The organism is Pandoraea bronchicola (assembly GCF_902459805.1).
GTDB classification, from domain to species: Bacteria; Pseudomonadota; Gammaproteobacteria; order Burkholderiales; family Burkholderiaceae; genus Pandoraea; species Pandoraea bronchicola.
The window spans coordinates 1-18,694 of the sequence record NZ_CABPST010000015.1; the positions used below are offsets into that span (position 1 = coordinate 1).

Sequence of the window (18,694 nt, forward strand, 5' to 3'; positions counted from 1 at the left end):
CCGGGGCATCCGCCCCCCACTTAAATGAGGTTCCCCATGAGGCTCGTCGCGCTCGCGGCTTTGCTCGCCCTTCTCTCCGCCTGCACGGACCCCGATACGGCACGGCGCGCTCTTGAGGGTGCCGGGTACACCGACGTTCGCATCGGCGGATATAGCTACTTCGGCTGTAGCGAGAAGGACTCGTTCTCGACCGCCTTCACCGCAAAGGGGCCAACTGGCGTACCTGTGTCCGGCGCCGTCTGCTCCAACGTGATCTTCAAGAACGCAACCATTCGTCTTAACTGAGGAGGTCAGCATGTTCGCAACTGAGATTCGCCAGTACCAAACCGGTTGGAATGACTCCAAATGCGGTCGCCCTTGCTGCTCTACCGATCTCGCGTACCGCCTCGGCTATCGCGACGCTTCTCACTGAGGCCCGCGCATGCTTGACCGCATCCTGATCTGGACAGTCAACGGCGCCGACAAGTGGATTCGCGCTCACCAGACCGCCGCCTGGACGATCTGGGGCGTTCTCGTCGTCGCATGCCTCTATGTGAGGTGGAAGCATGGCGTATGACGTCTGCTGCAAAACGAGCTGCTGCCGCCCGCGCCTGGAAAGAGCTGCGCCCGCTCATGAATCACCAGCCGTCCCGGCTTACCCCCAGACCAGGCTCCCCGCTCGTCCGTGAGGAGTTCGAAGCCAAGCAGGCGCGCCGCGACGCACTCGAAAAGCACGCGCCCATCCTGATGGCCGCCCTCGCTTTCTTCATCAAGGTCAACGCTCAAACCGACGAGTGAGCGCCGCCCACTCCAACGCAAGGAAACTGCCCATGTGGTTCAGAAACGCCCAAATTCATCGCATCGCGCCGTGGACTCCCACGCAAGAACAACTCCTCGATGCGCTGCTGACGCAGCATTTCCGCGATCCGACGAGCGCGGAACTTCAGACATGTGGCTGGACGGCGCCGTTTGAGGGCGGAGACTTCGCCCACTGTGTGAACAGGCAGATCCTGCTGACCTACCGCAGCGAGAAAAAGCTGCTACCCGGTTCCGTCGTCAATCAGGTCACGCGCGCCAAGGCCGCCGAACTCGAGGAGCAGCAAGGCTTCAAGCCGGGCCGCAAGCAGATGAAGGAACTCAAGGAGCAAGTGACCGACGAGTTGCTGCCGCGCGCGTTCGGCATCCGTCGCGACACCCGCGTGTGGATAGGCCCCGTGAATCGCTGGCTCGCGATTGACACCGCATCGCCTGCCCGAGCAGACGAAGTGCGCCACCTGCTCTTCAAGACGCTTGATATCACTCTGCTGAATGTCGAACTGAACGAAGCGCCAGTTGCAGCGATGACCTCGTGGCTTGTCGCCAACGAAGCCCCCGGTGGCTTCACTGTTGATCAGGACGTTGAGCTGCGATCGAACATGAATGAGAAGGCCACCGTCCGATACTTGCACCACCCGCTCGACGGCGCAGACGTTCGTCAGCACATCGAGGCCGGCAAGCGCTGCACCAGCCTCGCCATGACGTGGAACGATCGAATCAGCTTCGTTCTCACTGATGCGTTCGTAATCAAGCGTATCACCCCGCTCGACATCCTCAAGGACGCCGCTGAACCAGCTGAGAGTGAGGCCGAGAAGTTCGATGCGGACTTCGTGCTGATGACCGGCGAGCTGTCCCAACTTCTCGCTGATCTGATCGAAGCGGTGGGCGGCGAGCGTCCCGATGAACGTCCGCTGCTCCGCTGACGGCCATGCCAACCCGTATCATCGCGACGCTACTCGCTATCGCGGCGACCATCACAGCGGCGTGCCTCTCGATCCAGTCAGGTATGCAGCGCGGTGGCCTACCCGTTGAGCGGGCGCTGTGGGTCGCCGTCGGTGTCGTGTTGGTTATTTCCGCCCACCTTCTGCCCGCACTGTGCCGTCCGCTTGGCTGGCGCTTCCGTGCCGTCGGTGCCCTGATCTGGATCGGATGTGTCGCCGCGACCTGCTACGGGCATGCCGTGTTCTTCATCACTTCTGCACGCCACGCTGGCGAGATCCGCGCCGCATCCATTCCGGTTGTGACGCCGCAGGGGCGTGACCTGGCTGCAATTGCCCGCGACCGGGCAGACGCGATAGCGCGACTGGCCCGGGCGAATGCGCGCCGTTGCGCCGAGCCCTGCCCGAGCCTGACGGCGGAGCGGACGGCACTTGCCGCAAAGCTGGAGGCGATCGACGTCGAGCATGCTGAAGCGGCTCGCGACCGGGCTGCTCAGGACCGGGCGGCGATTGACCGTGCCGCGGCGCAGTCCGATCCCGTTACCGGGCCGCTCTCTGCCTTCGGATGGTCCGCCGGTCGCGCCGACCTGTTCGCCAGTCTCGCTTTCGCGCTGGTATTGGAGGCAGTCGCGTGCTTCGCGTGGCTACTCGCGCTACGCCCCGCCGCTGTGACGAGGGCTGCTGAAACGCCCGCCCATCAAGGAAGTAACGCGGTAACGGTCACGCCAGTAGCGGCAGTAACGCAACCGAGTCACGACCAGAAGCCGGCCGTGACCGCCCCACCAGAACCATTGACGGTGCCCGACGACGTGGCCCGGATCCTTGATGCGATTGCCGCCGGCGACGTGCGACCGACCGTCACCGAAATCCGCAAATACCTGGGCTGCTCCCAGACCCGCGCTGCGATCGTGCGGCGGTCAGTGGAGGCAGCGACAGCCCTGAAGGAGACCATGCATGCGAATCCCCATACCGGCGTTCATTGTTGACGCCATCATCGCTCGCGCTCAGCGGACGCCCTACTTCGACCTCAAGGGCTACATGCAGCGGTGGTGGGTCAAGAAGCCACGCGGCCATGACGCCAGCGCCGCCGAGGACGGCCGGCGCGACACCAGTTGGGGCGCTCGCGCTCATCGGACGATCCGCAGCGACGCCGGCCGCGATCTTCACGATCACCCTTGGTGGAACGTCTCAATTGTCCTGCGCGGCGGCTACTGGGAAATCATGCCCACCGAGCAGGCACAGCCCGCGCGCTTGGATTGCAGGCCGGAGACGACACTGTTGCGCGGCTACCGCCGAGTCTGGCGCGGTCCCGGCTCGATCGTGTTCCGGCGAGCGACCGACCGACACCGACTCGAAATCCCTGACGGCGGGGAAGCCTGGTCCCTCTTCATCATGGGGCCGTGGCAGCGCAACTGGGGGTTTCACACGCCTCGCGGCTGGGTTCGCTGGAACGAGTACCTCAAAAGGCCAGGCGACGACCAGAGCGCCGCCCCCACCCAAGCATATAGGAGCAAATCATGAGCAAAGCCATCGTTACCGTAAAGCCGAACATCGTGAAGGCAATGACCCACTTTGCTGCGAAATCGGACATTCGGTATTACCTCAACGGCATCTTGGTCGAGTTCGTTGGCTCTGATGCATTCCTTGTGGCAACGAACGGCCATCGCCTTGCAGCGTTTCGTGGATCGGCAGATGCTCCGGTCGATAAGCCGCGCCTGGCTATTGTGCCGAATGAACTGTTTCGGTACGTCGACGCGAAACGGTCAGCGCAACCGGTCGCCATTCACGTGGATGACGACGACACCGTCGGCGTCACGCAGGGGCACGTCACGATGTCGGCGAAGGCAATCCCCGGCATCTTCCCCAATTGGCGGAAAGTCGTTCCGTCCACACTGTCAGGTGAGCTGGCCCAGTTCAATCCAGCACTACTCGCCGACATTCGAACAGTCACCCGGCTCGTCCACGGTAGCGACGGATACCCGCATATCCGACATAACGGCCAAGGCGCGGCCCTGGTGGATATCGGCGACGAGAACTTCGTAATCGTCGTTATGCCTTTCCGACATGACGACAAGCCGTTCAAAACGCCTGACTGGGCACTCTCGAAGGAATCCGAGCCGACTTCCGAAGCCGAGGCGGTCGCATGAGCCCCTACGAACCCCGCCCCGAAGGGCTGAATACCGATCCTGCGCCGCCTTCTGTGGTGCAGACGCTGCGGCGTCACACGGAAGCCGAGTACCTCACGTATGACCTCTTCGTGGGTGAGGACGCCGATATCAAATGCCGAACCGTGAAGCTGGTCACAGCTCGCAAAACTCATGCGTGCTGGCTTGGCCAGGCGCGCGGGGCCAAGCCACACGAAATCACTGTCGGTGAACTGCATCGGTACGAAAAGGCGCTGGTGGATGGCGACTATTGGGGCAGCTATCGGTGCTGCCTTCAGTGCATGGATGCCGAGATCGACGATTTTGAAGGCACACCCGACGGCGACGACGAATGAGCATCCGCACCTGGCATAAGGGGATGTCCCCGATCATACGGACGTGATATTCACTTGAGCCGGGGCGCGAGAGGTCGCCTACTTTAGCTTTTCAGGCAAATGCACTCGAAAATTGATATAGGTGCCAGCTAGCCAGGACGGAGGAGTCGGCCATGGGAAGGAAGCTTCGAATCCACGGAGAATTGCCTGATCGTACTCCGAAAGGCCGCTAGAAACTATGATGGACGGAGCTGAGACCGTGCCATCTGCGCTGATCTTCGCCCTGACCACGGCATATGGCAACCGAGGTTTCGATTGTGTCGCTGGATAGACGATTTCTGTAACGATCAGACGAGTAATTTCGGCAACGTAAGCGCGCTGCTCAGCCGCTCTCGCTTGTTGCGCAGAGTCCCCAATTTCTGCATCCACGCCAGCGCCGGAGTTCAGCTTGAATCTAATCGGCTTGGAAAAGATGAATCCTTGCTCAACGGGGCCACCATTCGTTTCGACGTGGCACTGCAAGCGATCAAGAGCCGTGCGGGCTGCTGTGTCGAGCATTTCATAGCCAGAGGATCGGGCGAGAATCAACCTTTGCACTTCGCCGATACGATTCATTTCGATACGAAACACCGCCACACCTTCAAATCCGAGCTGCGTTGCAACTTCCGGGTACTTAGGCTTGGGCATTGCGCAGCTGACACGAATTGTCTTATCGCCTTTACCTAGGACCGCGGCGAAGCTCTCACTGGACGCGCCGACAGCATCGTCAGCCTTCCCTCCAACCTGAGGTCTTCGAGATTCTGGCCTGAAGCGAAAAAGCGAGGTGGCTGCCGGAGTTTGATCATCGCCGGTAGCGGCGCTCTCATGCTGGCGACCTGTTTCGCACCCGGCAAGACAGGTTAGCGCTACCGCCAGCCCCAAAATTCTCTTCGACCACTTATCCAAGTGATTTCTCCTTTTAATTAGGAGGGCATCCTAGCATGAGCTCTATCATTCCGCGCATGGTTCGTGAGCGCCCTATCCTTTTCAGCGCGCCGATGGTGCGCGCCATCCTCGACGGGACGAAGACGCAGACGCGGCGCGTGCTGAAGAAGCAGCCGATTGTCAGTCAACGCAACCCACCGTACTACAGCGACGTCGAGCCCGGCGACCTGTTCATTTGCCCGGACATGCTCCCGACTGGCCCCGACCGCCTCAGCGTGATTGCCGAATGCACCTCGCCCGGGACGTACCACTGCATGGGACAGACGACGTTCGCAGAGAAGCACTCGCCATACGGAGTTGCGGGTGACCGCTTGTGGGTGCGCGAGACGTGGCAGCACAGCAACCACCCACTCGGCCCGTACGACGACGACTGCCTCGTCTTCTATCGCGCCGATTACCTTGATGACCCGCACGGGCCTGATGGCGAGAAGTCGCCGGAAGGGAAATACCGAAACTGGCGGCCGTCGATTCATATGCCGCGCACGGCGGCACGCACCCTGCTCGACGTGACCGGCGTGCGTATTGAGCGCCTGAACAGTATCAGCGACCAGGATTGCATCGCTGAAGGAATCGGATTGACCGGTGGTGCCGAGGGCGTCCTGTTGACAGGCGATCTGCTCGAAAGCCTGCCGCGCGCCCATTTCCGCCAGCTCTGGGAATCGATCAGCGGCCCCGGCTCGTGGGACGCCAACCCGTGGGTGTGGGTGGTCGAGTTCCAGAGAGCCCTATGACTCGGGAACTATCGAGTATCAGCGGCGGCGCCAAAGGCACCCGATTCCAACGCAGCCTCAAAATCAACAGTCCAAGCCGAACCATGACCAGCTTCGAAAATCTCGAATTGCCCGCCATTCAATCGGCGCACCGTAACCTGTCGGCGAATCGCCCCTACATTTCCGCCAGCGGGATACGAGTCTTCGTCGATGATCTCGAAGTCTTCAACGACAAAGCCAAAGCGCTTGCAGGTTTCCCGAGCATCGTCCTGTTCATCGACGGGGAAATCACGAAAAAGGTGCTGGGTCACGTTGGTTTCCTTTCATTTCGAAGAATTAAATCAGAGAGCGTCGACGGCACTTAGGGGGCTTAATGACTGCTCGACTCAAAACTATCGATAGCCGATTTCGCGGCCGTTCTTGCCTCTTCAAATACACGCCGTAGGGTTGGTTGGTTCGTCACGTAAATCTCGCCGTACTTGAGGACGCTCTGAACCTGCGCCTTATCCAAATCGGTCGAACTAGGATTGGCCACAATAACCTGTGCGTTCCACTGAGTACGCCCATTGATCTGCGTGGAGGTCCGTTTCATCCATATGCTCCAACTTCGCCATGGGCCGCCGACTGCAATCCACATATCAGCCTCCTTTCGTTTCGTGGAATCCTAGCAACGCGATTCAACCCTGCTCGATCGAGTAATGCTAGTCAAGCGACGCCCGCAGCTCGCTCATTTCGATCTGTCCGGCGGCGACGCCGCGCTCAAGCGCGTCTTCGACCGTCTTCGGATATTCGCCGGCCGTCGGGAACAAATCCGAAACGGACTCGAGTTGGTTTCCGCGCACCGGCTTTCTGTCTGGCCTAGATATGACGTAGCGGACACGGTAGCCGGTGCGCGTTGTGGGGCGGTCGTTTTCGAAATCCTCATGCGCGGTCACCACTAGCAAAAACGGTGGAGCGTCAATTGTTCGTTGATTGCTCAAGTTGGCCTCCTTTCGTTTCGATGAATTGCGTTCCCGAGAATCATAGGATTACCCATGAAATTGGCAACCATTAACTCATCATATGCGCAAACAAAAAAACTGACGCTAGATATGGCCCAGCGCGCTCAGGGAGTAGCAGCATGAGACAGAACGAGATCATTCTGGGCGACTGCCGGGAGGGCGGCGATTAAGGACGAACAAAAATATCTCTGAATATCTTTGTTTCAGACTTGGGGCGCTCGAGACATGCCTCTGCATCCCGCAATGCTTCCATCCTTTGAGAATGGCCATTCCCGATCCGAAATTGCGATGTTGGATTGCGGAACGGTCCACCGTCGCCAGTCCTGGAAACATAAACGACTACACCGTAAAACAACCCGTCGTCCGCGGACTGCTCCAGGCTCGGCCACGCCACAAAACCTTCGAATTGCCAAAGAGCCATATCTGTCTCCTTGCGCTCGATTTCACAAACGAACTCACAAGGAATCCTAGCATGATCAGAGATCAGTTCCTTCTCGACATTTCCGACGAGTTGATCATCGATAACTTCGCCGGCGGTGGCGGTGCGAGCTGCGGCATTGAGCTGGCCCTCGGGCGCCACGTCGACCACGCGATCAACCATGATCCCGAGGCCGTCGCCATGCACGCGATGAACCACCCGCAGACCGAGCACCACTGCGAATCGGTGTGGGACGTAGACCCGCTCGCGCTGACACAGAGTCGTCCTGTGGGCCTCGCTTGGTTCTCACCGGACTGCAAGCACTTCAGCAAGGCGAAGGGTGGCGCGCCGGTAAAGAAGGAAATTCGTGGGCTTGCGTGGATCATCCTGCGTTGGATGCTGTTGGTACGCCCGCGAGTCGTTCCCGTCGAAAACGTCGAGGAATTCGTGACCTGGGGACCGCTGATCGAGATTGACTCCGGGGAGTACCGACCGGACCCGGCGCGAAAGGGTGAAACGTTCAAGGGGTTCGTCGCGATGCTTTCGGACGGAATTTCCGCACTCCACCCGGCGTTTTCGGAAGCGTGCGAGTTCCTGAACATCGAGCCCGGGTCGGATCACGCCGACCGCCTGTTGAATGGCCTCGGATACACCGTGGAATGGCGCGAACTACGCGCCTGCGACTATGGCGCGCCAACGATCCGCAAACGTCTGTTCCTGATCGCACGTTGCGACGGAAAGCCGATCGTGTGGCCCGAGCCGACTCACGGCGCGCCGGGCAGTGCCGCCGTGATCGCAGGCCAACGCAAACCGTGGCGCACAGCCGCCGAGTGCATCGACTGGTCGATCCCCTGCCCGTCCATCTTCGAGCGCAAGAAGGAACTGGCTGAGACAACGCAGCGCCGAATCGCGCGGGGCATGCGCCGGTACGTCATCAACTCGGCCGATCCGTTCATCGTGAAGGTGAACCACGGGTACGACTACTTCCGGGGTCAGCCGCTCGGCGAACCAATTCAGACGCTGACCGGCAAACACGGGTTTGGCCTGGTCGCGCCGGTGCTGACTGAGTGCGCGAATGCTTCGACGCAACGCTCGTGGCGGGCGGATGAGCCGCTCCGCACCCAATGCGCCGAGGTCAAGGGCGAGCACTTCGCGCTGGCCTCCGCCACGTTGGTGCAGACCGGCTACGGCGAGCGACCTGGCCAAGCGCCTCGCGCACCGGGGCTCGACAAGCCGCTCGGTACCGTCGTTGCAGGCGGCGCCAAGCACGCCCTTGTGTCAGCCTTTCTCGCCAAGCATTACGGCGGCAATTACGACGGGCCCGGTGTCGGACTGAAAGAACCGGCCGGCACGATCACGACGGCCGACCATCATGCGCTGGTGTCGTCGCACATGGTCAAGCTCCGCGGCGAATGCACGGGCGGCGCCACGAGCGAGCCAGTTCCGACGATCTCGGCGCAGGGCAACCACATCGGCGAAGTGCGAGCGTTCCTGGTGAAGTACTACGGCAACAAGAAGGACGGCGTCGATGTCCGTGAGCCGATGCACACCATCCCGTGCACCGATCGCATGGGCCTCGTGACGGTCGCCGGCCAGACATACCAGATCGCCGACATCGGCATGCGCATGCTCGAGCCGCACGAGTTATACGCGGCGCAGGGCTTCCCCTCGACCTATGTTATCGCGCCCGTGTTCAACGGCAAGCGCCTCGCAAAGCATGCTCAGGTTCGCATGTGTGGCAACAGCGTGAGCCCGCCGATAGCAGCCGCGCTCGTTCGCGCGAACGTGCCCGAGCTGGCCGCGTGGACGTCGAAGGAACGAAAGAGGTTGGCAACCGCATGACCACCCACCCGGCCACGGCAAAAAGAAGCCCACGGCATTGCGCGGGCTGAGATCCGATCACCAGGGGCATTTCGGCTAACGGTCATTTAAAGCTACGCCCCTTTTTGATGGCCATGACTAAGGAATACCCGTGCGGCTCGATATCAAACGACCGCTTTACTGAATGAAAGAAGCACTGAAAGAGATTCTGCGGGTTACTGCGAGAGATTGGGGAATTTAGACGTGAGCGCCGCCGGCGCACGATTGGATAGCGGGGACGCCCTTGTTAGCGCGTCCCCGCTTGCATTTTGACGCGCGGGGTCCGCGCGATTGGGGAGTTGAGAATGGGAAATGTGGTTGATCTGCCGCAGATGCTGAACGCGCGACAGGCCGCCCAGCTTTTGGCCGTCTCGCCCAGCCAAGTCCGAGCGATGGGGGCCGCCGGTAAGCTAAAGCGCTACGAGTACGGCCCAAAGTGCCACAGGTACAAACTGACCGACCTTATCGAGTTCCAGAAATCATGCCTTCACACTACGACAAGTCAAAGGGTCGCTGGCGCTACACGTTTAACCGTGTCCTCCACGGACGTCGTTTCCGTGCCTCTAAGCTCCTTCCAAAAGGCTGGGGTGCGCGTGAAGCAGACGAATATGGCCGTAACGAAGACGCCAGGCTCTACAGCCAAGCAAGCGGGCTCGAGAAGCCGAGAGCGTACATAGCCGAGGCTGTCAGGCTGTACCTTGAGGAGAAGTGCCCGCAACTGAAGAACGGCACCAAGGCCGCGCAGGATCTGTTGATCCTCCAACCCTACTATGAGGGTCGATTCATTGACGAACTGCCGGACGTAGCGGCGGAATACGCAGAAGACCCCACCGCTCGAGCCGAGATCCACAAAGGCGGTGTGCTGTCGCCGGCAACCATCCGCAATCGCCTCGCCTATCTGCGGGCGGCTTGCCGCTATGCCTTCAAGTACCATGCGATCTGCGAGCACGATCCAGCCGAGCGCATGCGAATGCCTGTCGTCAGGAATCAGCGGAAGTTTTACCCTGGCAGACGTGACCTGCTCCGCATCATGCGAGCCTGCGAAGACACAGCGACGCGCGCACTGCTCAAGATCGCGTTCTATTCCGGGATGCGCAAAGGCGAGATATTGGGCAAAGCTCAGGTGATGGGCGACGTGTTCGTGTTGCACGACACCAAGAACGGAGAATCACGGACGATCCCGATTCACCCACGGCTTCACGTCTATCTCAAGCGACTGCCATTCACGATGGACCAGCGGACCTACTACAAGTACTTCATGAGGGCTCGCAAAGCCGTAGGGCTTGAGCATATTCGCATCCACGACCTACGCCACGGCGCCGCGTCGGAACTCATCAATAACGGGGTTGACCTGTACACGGTCGGCGCGATTCTCGGGCACAAATCGCAGCAGTCGACGGCGCGTTATTCGCACCTGACCGGAGCCACTTTGGCGGGTGCCATCAACCGCATAGGGCAAAAAAATGCCCACCACAAAGGGCGGGCATCTTCAAAAAACGGCCGGAAAGCCGCGTAAATACTGGTAGGCCGTGCTGGGTTCGAACCAGCGACCAAGGGATTATGAGTCCCCTGCTCTAACCGCTGAGCTAACGGCCCTTAACTACCGGCGCTCGCTCAGCAGCAATCAATTGCCTTCGAGGAACGACTTGAGCTTGTCGGAACGGCTCGGGTGACGCAGCTTGCGCAGCGCCTTGGCTTCGATCTGACGAATACGCTCACGCGTCACGTCAAACTGCTTGCCAACTTCCTCGAGCGTATGGTCCGTGCTCATCTCGATACCGAAACGCATGCGCAGCACCTTGGCCTCGCGTGGCGTCAGCGAATCAAGCACGTCCTTCACGACGTCGCGCATACTACCATGCAATGCGGCGTCAGCAGGTGCTACCGTGCCCGTATCTTCGATGAAATCACCCAAGTGCGAATCGTCGTCGTCACCGATCGGCGTTTCCATGGAGATCGGCTCCTTCGCGATCTTCATGATCTTGCGGATCTTGTCCTCCGGCATTTCCATCTTCTCGGCCAGCGTCGCGGGATCCGGCTCAACACCGGTCTCCTGCAGAATCTGACGCGAAATCCGGTTCATCTTGTTGATCGTTTCGATCATGTGCACCGGAATACGGATGGTACGTGCCTGGTCAGCGATCGAGCGCGTGATGGCCTGACGGATCCACCACGTGGCATACGTCGAGAACTTGTAACCGCGACGGTATTCGAACTTGTCCACCGCCTTCATCAGGCCAATGTTGCCTTCCTGAATCAGATCCAGGAACTGCAGGCCACGGTTCGTGTACTTCTTCGCAATCGAAATCACCAGACGCAAGTTCGCTTCGGTCATCTCACGCTTGGCCTTGCGGGCACGGCGCTCACCTTCCGCCATCTTGCGATTGACGTCCTTGAGCTCCGTGAGCGGCAACACCACGCGTGCCTGCAGGTCGATCAGCTTTTGCTGCAATTCCCGCACGGCCGGCACGTTACGTTCCACCACCGAGCTGTAAGGCTTGTTATCGGCCACCACGGTGTAGATCCAATCGACATTGGTTTCGTTGCCCGGGAAACGCTGCACGAAATCGGCGCGCGGCATGCCGCACTTGTCGACCACGATGTTCAGAATCGCACGCTCGATGTTGCGCACTTCGTCCACCTGCGAACGCAGCGTGTCGCACAAACGCTCGACCGTGCGCGCCGTGAAGCGAATCGTCATCAGTTCCATCTGGATGGCTTCGCCCGCCTTCACATACGGCTTCGACTGATAACCTTCCTTTTCGAACGCGCGGCGCATCTTGCCAAACCACTCGGCAATCACGGAGAACTTGGCGAGCGCGTCGCGCTTGAGCTGCTCGACCTGCGCCGCCGAAGCGCCGCCACCGCTGCTGCTGTCGTCTTCCTCGTCGGCCTCTTCTTCCTCTGCTTCCGCCTCTTCCTCCGCATCCGCGTCGAAATCTTCGTCTTCAGCGGCGGCCGCCGCGACGGCATCCGCATTCGGATCGATCAGGCCATCGACCACTTCGTCGATGCGCATTTCCTCGCGTTCGACCTTTTCGGCCATTGCCAGAATCTCGGCAATCGTCGTCGGGCACGCGGAAATCGCCTGCACCATGTGCTTCAGGCCTTCCTCGATCCGCTTGGCGATCTCGATTTCGCCTTCGCGCGTCAGCAGCTCGACCGTACCCATTTCGCGCATGTACATACGCACCGGATCGGTCGTGCGGCCGAACTCGGAATCGACCGTCGACAGAGCCGCTTCCGCTTGCTCCTCGACTTCGTCATCCGTTGCGGCGTTCGGCGCATTGTCGTTGAGCAACAGCGTTTCGGCATCCGGCGCCTGCTCGTAGACGGCCACGCCCATGTCGTTAAACGTTGCGATCACGCCTTCCAGCGCGTCGCCCTCCACCACGTCGTCGGGCAAGTGGTCGTTGATCTCTGCAAAGGTCAGGAAGCCACGTTCCTTGCCCAGCTTGATCAGTGTCCTCAGTTTGCCGCGACGTTCCTCAAGTTCCTCGGCCGTACCGGGCTGGTGCGAGGAAAATGCGTCCTTGAGCAGTGCTTTCTCTTTTGCCCGGCGATCACGCGCCTTCTGCTTTTCCACTTTGGTCTGATCTTCGTTCACGGGTTGATCATTAGTATTCGCTGCGACGTTCTGCTCTACCGAAGCGGCGGTCTTCGCGGCCTTGCCACGCGTCTTGGAGACGGGCGGTTCAACTGCTGCCGGCGTGACTTCCACAGCCTCGGGTTTGCCTGAAGCCCCGGTCTTGCGTGGGGCTCGCGTCGCAGGTGTACTGCGGCCCGCCAAGGTCGTTGCCTTAGCGGTAGTTGCGCTCTTCGCGCTTTTTTCAGCGGGTTGTCGGGCCTGCGGTTTCCCGCCTGCCGTCGCCTTCGCGGTCGTTGCCGTCTTCGTCGCTTTGACGGGCGGCGCGGACTTCACCGTCGGCTTGGCCGCTTTCGCAGCCCCCACCGTCGCGGCGGTCGCACTCTTGCGCTTGGTGACATCGGTCACCTTCGCAGCCGTCTTGCCGGTCGTCTTCGTTGCGCCGGCGGCTGCCTTAACTTGCGTAGTACGTTTCGCCGAACTTGCCTGGCTGGCTGTTTTCTTCGTGGCTTGCGCAACCGCACCAGCTTTTACAGCAACGCCAGCTTTCGCAGAACGAGACGCCCCCTTCCCACCAGATGCCGCCGCCGCGCTTGTCGCGCGCTTTGCCTTCGGTGCAGGGATAACCGTCTTTTTTCCGCTGGTCGTTGTCATCTTTGCCATAGCGATCTCGCTTGCCAGAAAACAGCCCACTGAAAACTTTCCATTATAGCACGCGGGCTTACCTCAACTTCGCGTGCCTCCTGTGCCGACCGGAGCCAGCAACCGCTTCAATTCGTCGCGTTGCCGCGACAGCGCCTGAGCGTGGCGCAATTCATCGGACGTCAATGACGGCCGCTTGAAAATCGTCTCCAATGCTTCACACAGCCCGTCGTACTGCAAGCGCCGAATCGCGCTTCGCAGCTCCGTGAGCCGCAATGCCATCTGTTCTTCGCGACGCTCGACCTGCGCCTCATCGTCCGGATCGAACAACAGCAGGTCGCGCGCATTCTCTTCGAATGCAAGGATTTCGCGAATGATGTCGTCAAAACTCGCCCAGTTCGGCGACACCCGCAGCCGGTCCGACATGAAGCGGAAATCGGCCTGAGTCCCCATTTCGCGACAATGCGCCAGCACCTCCGAGAAAATCTCGGCGTGGTGACGTCCATCCAGCAAAATCCTGGTCTCTTCTTCGGTCAGTTCGTTTCCAAGCACCGGAAACATCAGCAGGTTCTGCAATGCCCGATGCTCGGTGCCCACCACACGGCGCTTCTCGCGCTTGGCCGGCGCCTTGTCCCACGCGTTCTGACGGCGTACCGCGCTGATCTGCAACTCGCACAATTCGGCCACTTCCTCAACCGAACTGCCTACCCGCTCGGCCAGCGCATGCAGGATCTGCCCTCGCAATGCGTTCGCCGGCATCTGCTGCAACAGTGGCTTCGCCTCGAACAACGCACGCGCCCGGCCTTCGGGCTGATGCATCTCCTTGCCGGCCGTCACTTCGCCAATCAGGAACTGCGACAACGGCATGGCACGCGACACCTCGTCGGCAAACGCGTCCGCGCCATACTCACGCACGTAGCTGTCCGGATCGTGCTCGCTCGGCAAGAACAGGAACTTAAAGCTCCGGTTGTCGTCCGCATGCGGCAAACAAGCTTCCAGCGCGCGGCGTGCCGCCCGGCGGCCCGCTGCATCGCCGTCAAAGCTGAACACCACCGTCTCGGTCTGGCGCAACAGCTTCTGCACATGCATCGGCGTGCACGCCGTACCCAACGTAGCCACCGCCTGCGGGAAACCAAGCTGCGCCAGCGCGACCACGTCCATATAGCCTTCCACCACCAGCACATAGCCCGCGTCGCGAATACCGGCTCGCGCCTCGAACAGGCCGTATAGCTCACTGCCCTTGCTGAAAAGCGGTGTCTCCGGCGAGTTCAGATACTTGGGCTCACCTTTGTCCAGCACCCGCCCGCCGAAGGCGATCACCTGCCCCTTCGTGTTTCGGATCGGGAACATGATCCGGTCGCGAAAACGGTCATACCGGCGCTTCGCGCCCCCCGCCTCGCCCTTCTCACTCTCAATCACGAGACCCGCATCGAGCAACTGATCGTCGCGGTAGTTCTGAAACGCAGCCTCAAGGTTTTGCCAGGCATCCGGGGCATACCCCAAGCCAAAATGTGCGGCGATTTCACCCGTCAACCCACGTCGCTTCAAATATTCGATGGCGACCGGCGCTCCACGCAATTGTTTGCGGTAGTAGTCGCAGGCACGCGTCATTACGTCGACCAGACCGAGGGTTTGCGCACGTTGCGCGGCAGGTGCCGGTGCGCCGGGCATCGGCGCCTCACGCGGCACATCCAACCCGACGTTCCGGGCCAATTCCTCGACAGCTTCGACAAATCCAAGTCCGGCATGCTCCATGAGGAAGCTGATCGCGCTGCCGTGCGCGCCGCACCCGAAGCAGTGGTAGAACTGCTTGGTGGGGCTTACCGTAAATGAGGGCGACTTCTCATTATGAAAGGGGCATAGCCCCATGAAGTTCGCCCCGCCCTTCTTCAACTGCACGTAGCGACCCACCACCTCGACGATATCGACGCGGTTGAGGAGGTCCTGCAGGAACGACTGGGGAATCACTGGATCGATGCCATTGCGGTGCGGTGCCGCGCCGTCGCCCGAGCGACGGAAGCTGCCACACCACGGGATTACGCAGCCAACGCCGCCTTCACTTGCGCCGACACGGCCGTCATGTCGGCACGACCGGCCAACAGGCCCTTGAGCACACCCATGACTTTGCCCATGTCCTGCGGACCGGCAGCGCCCGTTTGCGCCACGGCAGCCTTGACGGCTTGCGCCACTTCCTCTGCCGAAAGCTGCTGCGGCATATAGACCTGGAGCACTTCGAGTTCGGCGGCCTCCTTGTCGGCCAGATCGGTACGGCCGGCAGCCTGGAACTGGCTGATGGAATCCTTGCGTTGTTTGATCAGCTTGTCGACGATGGCCACGACGGCCGCGTCATCGTCGAGAGAGATACGCTCGTCGACTTCCTTCTGTTTGATTGCCGCGAGCAGCAGTCGGATGGTCCCCAATTTGTCGGCGGCCTTGGCACGCATGGCCGTCTTCATGTCTTCGTTGATGCGTTCTTTCAGACTCATGAGCAGGGGTTCCGGAATTCGAATACGTTTCAGTGTAGTGCATGCCGCCCCAAAGAAAAGGACGACCGCCGTCAGGCACTCACCGCGCACGACCGCTGCCGATAAGCTGGCGCAGGGGCGAACGGGGGGCAGAAAGCACAAAACCCGCTTGGGGAGACGATCACAAACGCGATCACAAGCGGGCTCGCCGGAGACCTGGACCCGCCCCGGCTAAGGCGGCGATCGCCTATTTGGCCGGTAACGTGTCGGACGCAAACTGCCCGGCAATGCCTCCGAGGCGTCCTGAACTGTCGTCACAAACGTCCCGAAAACCGCGATTGATGCGCCGTCTCCACGAAGGTGAGAGCGTATCACAGTGGGGCAGTGGCCGTCTATGACAGGGCGTCCTCTCCCGCCCGGCCAGCGTTAACGCTTTCGGAAATGCTTTCGGACATGGCCCGAGCACAGGCCACGGCCGACGCCCACGCCCACTGGAAGTTGTAGCCGCCGAGCCACCCCGTCACGTCCACAACCTCCCCAACGAAATGCAGTCCCGGCTGCGCGCGGGTCTCCATCGTCGTGGAGGACAGCGCCCGCGTATCGACCCCGCCACGCGTGACCTCAGCCTTGCGCCAGCCCTCGGAGCCGCACGGCTTGAGCGTCCACCCCGAAAACGCCTGGGCTAGCGAGCGCAGCGCCTTGTCCGGCAGTTCCTGAACACGCGCCTGCGGCGAGAGTCCGCTGTTGGCGACCCAGGCGTCCGCCAGACGCGCCGGCACCCATTGCGCCAGCAGGTTGGCCAACTGCCGCTTCGAAGTCGCCTTCGCCTCGAACAATGCCGCCTCGATATCGGACGTTGGCGCCAGATCGAGCGTAATTGGCTGCCCCGGCGTCCAGAAGCTGGAGATCTGAAGGATGGCCGGCCCGGACAATCCGCGGTGCGTGAACAGCAGATCCTCGACAAAGCTGCCGGCTTCCTTCCCCTTACCCGTACTGACCTCGACTTCCAGCGACAAACCGGACAATCCGGCAAATGGCGCCCACGTCGACGCGTCGAACATGAGCGGCACCAGCGCCGGGCGCGGCTCAATGACCTCCAGGCCGAATTGACGAGCGATGCGATAGCCCCAGTCCGTTGCACCGATTTTCGGGATCGACAGGCCGCCCGTCGCGATGACAAGCCTTTTGGTGGCGATATGACCCGCATCTGTCGTCAAATGGTAGCGATGCGCACCACCAGCCTCCGTGTAGGCAACCGTGTGCACGGCGCACGGCATTCGCCAGTGCACATGCCCCACCGCGCACTCGTTGCGGAGCATTTCGATGATGTCCTCGGCACTTTCGTCGCAAAAGAGCTGCCCGCGATGCTTTTCATGCCAGGCGATACGGTGACGCTTGAGCAAGTCGAGAAAGTCGCGCGGCGTATAGCGTGCCAGCGCCGAACGGCAGAAACGCGGGTTTTCGGACAGGTAGTTGGCCGGCCCGGCATTGATATTGGTGAAATTGCAGCGCCCGCCGCCCGAGATGCGGATCTTCTCGGCCAGACGCGTCGCATGATCGATGAGTACCACGCGCAGCCCCAACTGCCCGGCGACCGCCGCGCACATCAGGCCGGCCGCGCCAGCACCCACAATCGCTACATCGAACTTTTCCATGGCGCGCATTGTAACCGGCGAGGGATAAGGTCGACTGGTATACTTGCCGGTTATCCCATTTGTTGACGCTCTGCGCGCCTCCCTTCCGCCATGCTGGTTCTAGGCATTGAAAGCTCCTGCGACGAAACCGGGCTCGCCCTCTATGACACCGAGGCCGGCCTGCTCTCGCACGCACTGCATTCGCAGATTGCCATGCACCGCGAATATGGCGGCGTGGTGCCCGAATTGGCCTCGCGCGATCACATCCGCCGCGCACTGCCGCTGGCAGAAGACGTGCTGGCGCAGGCCGGCAAACCGCTCAGCGCGATCGACGCCATCGCCTACACGCAAGGCCCCGGCCTTGCTGGCGCGCTGCTGGTAGGAGCAAGCGTGGCCAATGCGCTCGCCTTCGCACTCGAGCGTCCGGTCGTCGGCGTACACCATCTGGAAGGGCATCTGCTCTCTCCGTTGCTCGCCCCGGATGCCCCCAACTTCCCATTCGTCGCCCTGCTGGTCTCCGGCGGCCACACCCAGTTGATGGAAGTGCGCGCCTTCGGGCAGTACGCCATGCTTGGCGAGACGCTGGACGACGCCGCAGGCGAAGCCTTCGACAAAACCGCCAAGCTGCTGGGGCTCGGCTATCCGGGTGGCCCGGCCGTTTCCCGCCTGGCCGAGTTCGGCACACCGGGACGCTTCAACCTGCCTCGCCCGATGAAGCACTCGGGCAACCTCGATTTCAGCTTTAGCGGCCTGAAAACTGCCGTGCTCACGCAAGTGCGCAACCTCGCAGGCAATGTCTGCGAGCAGGAAAAGGCCGATCTCGCGCGCGGATTTGTCGACGCGATCGTCGACGTACTCGTCGCCAAGTCGATGGCTGCCCTGAAGCAGACCGGCATGAAGACGCTGGTCGTCGCCGGCGGCGTCGGCGCCAATGCACAACTTCGAGCAGGGCTCAATGAAGCCGCACGGCGTCGCGGCTATCGTGTGCACTACCCCGACCTGGCCTTTTGCACGGACAACGGCGCCATGATCGCCTTTGCGGGCGCCATGCGTCTCAAACATTGGCCGGACGAGGCTGACAGAGAATACGCCTATACCGTCCGTCCACGCTGGGATCTCGCCGACATCGTGCGCGGCACCTGACACATCTTGCGGCAAACGCCCAGTAAAAAACCGCTCCAA

General features: G+C 61.1%; 20 protein-coding genes and 1 tRNA gene. 13 read left to right on the top strand and 8 right to left on the bottom strand.

The features are described from left to right. The first annotated feature begins 36 nt into the window (after nucleotides 1–36). The 8 genes from PBR20603_RS21260 to PBR20603_RS21290 all read left to right on the top strand — a co-directional run bounded on the left by PBR20603_RS21260 (nucleotide 37) and on the right by PBR20603_RS21290 (nucleotide 4,233). Entirely contained in the window at nucleotides 37–285 is a 249-nt protein-coding gene (locus PBR20603_RS21260; protein WP_150561448.1) for a hypothetical protein, read from the top strand. Nucleotides 286–421: 136 nt separating this feature from the next. Next, nucleotides 422–556, top strand: a complete 135-nt coding sequence (locus PBR20603_RS24490; RefSeq protein WP_260467523.1) for a hypothetical protein — start codon at nucleotides 422–424, stop codon at nucleotides 554–556. Beyond that, nucleotides 553–777, top strand: coding sequence for a hypothetical protein (locus PBR20603_RS21265; protein WP_150561449.1), 225 nt, complete (start codon nucleotides 553–555; stop codon nucleotides 775–777). Before PBR20603_RS24490 ends, PBR20603_RS21265 begins: the two co-directional genes overlap by 4 nt. Nucleotides 778–809: 32 nt before the next feature. Then, nucleotides 810–1,718, top strand: a complete 909-nt coding sequence (locus PBR20603_RS21270; protein ID WP_150561450.1) for a recombination-associated protein RdgC — start codon at nucleotides 810–812, stop codon at nucleotides 1,716–1,718. 5 nt (nucleotides 1,719–1,723) lie between these two features. Continuing rightward, complete coding sequence (locus PBR20603_RS21275) at nucleotides 1,724–2,719, top strand: hypothetical protein (protein WP_150561451.1); 996 nt, start codon at nucleotides 1,724–1,726, stop codon at nucleotides 2,717–2,719. Beyond that, the gene (locus PBR20603_RS21280; RefSeq protein ID WP_150561452.1) at nucleotides 2,688–3,254 is read left to right on the top strand and encodes a hypothetical protein; all 567 of its coding nucleotides are present in this window, start codon (nucleotides 2,688–2,690) and stop codon (nucleotides 3,252–3,254) included. Before PBR20603_RS21275 ends, PBR20603_RS21280 begins: the two co-directional genes overlap by 32 nt. Then, nucleotides 3,251–3,880 (top strand): DNA polymerase III subunit beta family protein, encoded by a 630-nt coding sequence (locus PBR20603_RS21285; RefSeq protein ID WP_150561453.1) that lies wholly within the window; start codon nucleotides 3,251–3,253, stop codon nucleotides 3,878–3,880. Before PBR20603_RS21280 ends, PBR20603_RS21285 begins: the two co-directional genes overlap by 4 nt. After that, a complete protein-coding gene (locus PBR20603_RS21290) occupies nucleotides 3,877–4,233 on the top strand; it encodes a hypothetical protein (protein WP_150561454.1) in 357 nt (118 codons plus the stop codon). Before PBR20603_RS21285 ends, PBR20603_RS21290 begins: the two co-directional genes overlap by 4 nt. 78 nt (nucleotides 4,234–4,311) lie before the next feature. Here the strand turns inward: PBR20603_RS21290 and PBR20603_RS21295 are convergent, their stop codons facing one another. Continuing rightward, a complete protein-coding gene (locus tag PBR20603_RS21295) occupies nucleotides 4,312–5,157 on the bottom strand; it encodes a TonB family protein (protein ID WP_150561455.1) in 846 nt (281 codons plus the stop codon). Between the two features lie 35 nt (nucleotides 5,158–5,192). Between PBR20603_RS21295 and PBR20603_RS21300 the strand changes: the two genes are divergently transcribed. Next, the gene (locus PBR20603_RS21300) at nucleotides 5,193–5,927 is read left to right on the top strand and encodes an ASCH domain-containing protein (RefSeq protein ID WP_246174908.1); all 735 of its coding nucleotides are present in this window, start codon (nucleotides 5,193–5,195) and stop codon (nucleotides 5,925–5,927) included. Between the two features lie 8 nt (nucleotides 5,928–5,935). On the opposite strand, the gene PBR20603_RS24235 is transcribed toward PBR20603_RS21300, so the two are convergent. Both PBR20603_RS24235 and PBR20603_RS21310 read right to left on the bottom strand, forming a co-directional pair. Next, nucleotides 5,936–6,217 (bottom strand): hypothetical protein, encoded by a 282-nt coding sequence (locus PBR20603_RS24235; RefSeq protein ID WP_174978013.1) that lies wholly within the window; start codon nucleotides 6,215–6,217, stop codon nucleotides 5,936–5,938. A gap of 390 nt (nucleotides 6,218–6,607) precedes the next feature. Beyond that, complete coding sequence (locus PBR20603_RS21310; protein WP_150561457.1) at nucleotides 6,608–6,886, bottom strand: hypothetical protein; 279 nt, start codon at nucleotides 6,884–6,886, stop codon at nucleotides 6,608–6,610. Nucleotides 6,887–7,379: 493 nt separating this feature from the next. Here PBR20603_RS21310 and PBR20603_RS21315 point away from each other — a divergent pair, with 493 nt between their 5' ends. Continuing rightward, a complete protein-coding gene (locus tag PBR20603_RS21315) occupies nucleotides 7,380–9,167 on the top strand; it encodes a DNA cytosine methyltransferase (protein WP_150561567.1) in 1,788 nt (595 codons plus the stop codon). A gap of 499 nt (nucleotides 9,168–9,666) precedes the next feature. Beyond that, nucleotides 9,667–10,701, top strand: coding sequence for a tyrosine-type recombinase/integrase (locus PBR20603_RS21320; protein ID WP_150561458.1), 1,035 nt, complete (start codon nucleotides 9,667–9,669; stop codon nucleotides 10,699–10,701). Nucleotides 10,702–10,705: 4 nt separating this feature from the next. Here PBR20603_RS21320 and PBR20603_RS21325 read toward each other — a convergent pair. Both PBR20603_RS21325 and rpoD read right to left on the bottom strand, forming a co-directional pair. Then, a tRNA-Ile gene (locus tag PBR20603_RS21325) sits at nucleotides 10,706–10,781 on the bottom strand. Nucleotides 10,782–10,809: 28 nt separating this feature from the next. After that, the gene (gene rpoD / locus PBR20603_RS21330; RefSeq protein ID WP_150561459.1) at nucleotides 10,810–12,906 is read right to left on the bottom strand and encodes an RNA polymerase sigma factor RpoD; all 2,097 of its coding nucleotides are present in this window, start codon (nucleotides 12,904–12,906) and stop codon (nucleotides 10,810–10,812) included. On the opposite strand from rpoD, the gene PBR20603_RS21335 reads away from it, so the two are divergent. Then, the gene (locus PBR20603_RS21335; protein WP_150561460.1) at nucleotides 12,896–13,483 is read left to right on the top strand and encodes a hypothetical protein; all 588 of its coding nucleotides are present in this window, start codon (nucleotides 12,896–12,898) and stop codon (nucleotides 13,481–13,483) included. The two genes, rpoD and PBR20603_RS21335, sit on opposite strands and share 11 nt — an antisense overlap. Before the next feature lie 14 nt (nucleotides 13,484–13,497). Here the strand turns inward: PBR20603_RS21335 and dnaG are convergent, their stop codons facing one another. From dnaG to PBR20603_RS21350, 3 genes are all read right to left on the bottom strand, one after another. Further along, nucleotides 13,498–15,381 (bottom strand): DNA primase, encoded by a 1,884-nt coding sequence (gene dnaG, locus PBR20603_RS21340; RefSeq protein ID WP_150561461.1) that lies wholly within the window; start codon nucleotides 15,379–15,381, stop codon nucleotides 13,498–13,500. A gap of 68 nt (nucleotides 15,382–15,449) precedes the next feature. Beyond that, complete coding sequence (locus PBR20603_RS21345; protein ID WP_150561462.1) at nucleotides 15,450–15,899, bottom strand: GatB/YqeY domain-containing protein; 450 nt, start codon at nucleotides 15,897–15,899, stop codon at nucleotides 15,450–15,452. Between the two features lie 371 nt (nucleotides 15,900–16,270). Further along, nucleotides 16,271–17,533: a BaiN/RdsA family NAD(P)/FAD-dependent oxidoreductase gene (locus tag PBR20603_RS21350; protein WP_150561463.1), complete on the bottom strand. Its 1,263-nt coding sequence runs from the start codon at nucleotides 17,531–17,533 to the stop codon at nucleotides 16,271–16,273. A 90-nt stretch (nucleotides 17,534–17,623) separates the two neighbouring features. Between PBR20603_RS21350 and tsaD the strand changes: the two genes are divergently transcribed. Further along, nucleotides 17,624–18,655: a tRNA (adenosine(37)-N6)-threonylcarbamoyltransferase complex transferase subunit TsaD gene (tsaD, locus tag PBR20603_RS21355; RefSeq protein WP_150561464.1), complete on the top strand. Its 1,032-nt coding sequence runs from the start codon at nucleotides 17,624–17,626 to the stop codon at nucleotides 18,653–18,655. The last annotated feature ends 39 nt before the right edge of the window (nucleotides 18,656–18,694 follow it).

What these genes read in the sequence shown, in the direction of transcription:
- PBR20603_RS21345 (WP_150561462.1), bottom strand. Translation starts at nt 15,899, where the DNA reads ATGAGTCTGAAAGAACGCATCAACGAAGACATGAAGACGGCCATGCGT.
- PBR20603_RS21315 (WP_150561567.1), top strand. Translation starts at nt 7,380, where the DNA reads ATGATCAGAGATCAGTTCCTTCTCGACATTTCCGACGAGTTGATCATC.
- PBR20603_RS21265 (WP_150561449.1), top strand. Translation starts at nt 553, where the DNA reads ATGACGTCTGCTGCAAAACGAGCTGCTGCCGCCCGCGCCTGGAAAGAG.
- PBR20603_RS21280 (WP_150561452.1), top strand. Translation starts at nt 2,688, where the DNA reads ATGCGAATCCCCATACCGGCGTTCATTGTTGACGCCATCATCGCTCGC.
- PBR20603_RS21285 (WP_150561453.1), top strand. Translation starts at nt 3,251, where the DNA reads ATGAGCAAAGCCATCGTTACCGTAAAGCCGAACATCGTGAAGGCAATG.
- tsaD (WP_150561464.1), top strand. Translation starts at nt 17,624, where the DNA reads ATGCTGGTTCTAGGCATTGAAAGCTCCTGCGACGAAACCGGGCTCGCC.
- PBR20603_RS21275 (WP_150561451.1), top strand. Translation starts at nt 1,724, where the DNA reads ATGCCAACCCGTATCATCGCGACGCTACTCGCTATCGCGGCGACCATC.
- PBR20603_RS24490 (WP_260467523.1), top strand. Translation starts at nt 422, where the DNA reads ATGCTTGACCGCATCCTGATCTGGACAGTCAACGGCGCCGACAAGTGG.
- PBR20603_RS21300 (WP_246174908.1), top strand. Translation starts at nt 5,193, where the DNA reads ATGAGCTCTATCATTCCGCGCATGGTTCGTGAGCGCCCTATCCTTTTC.
- PBR20603_RS21290 (WP_150561454.1), top strand. Translation starts at nt 3,877, where the DNA reads ATGAGCCCCTACGAACCCCGCCCCGAAGGGCTGAATACCGATCCTGCG.
- PBR20603_RS21350 (WP_150561463.1), bottom strand. Translation starts at nt 17,533, where the DNA reads ATGGAAAAGTTCGATGTAGCGATTGTGGGTGCTGGCGCGGCCGGCCTG.
- PBR20603_RS21270 (WP_150561450.1), top strand. Translation starts at nt 810, where the DNA reads ATGTGGTTCAGAAACGCCCAAATTCATCGCATCGCGCCGTGGACTCCC.
- PBR20603_RS21260 (WP_150561448.1), top strand. Translation starts at nt 37, where the DNA reads ATGAGGCTCGTCGCGCTCGCGGCTTTGCTCGCCCTTCTCTCCGCCTGC.
- PBR20603_RS21320 (WP_150561458.1), top strand. Translation starts at nt 9,667, where the DNA reads ATGCCTTCACACTACGACAAGTCAAAGGGTCGCTGGCGCTACACGTTT.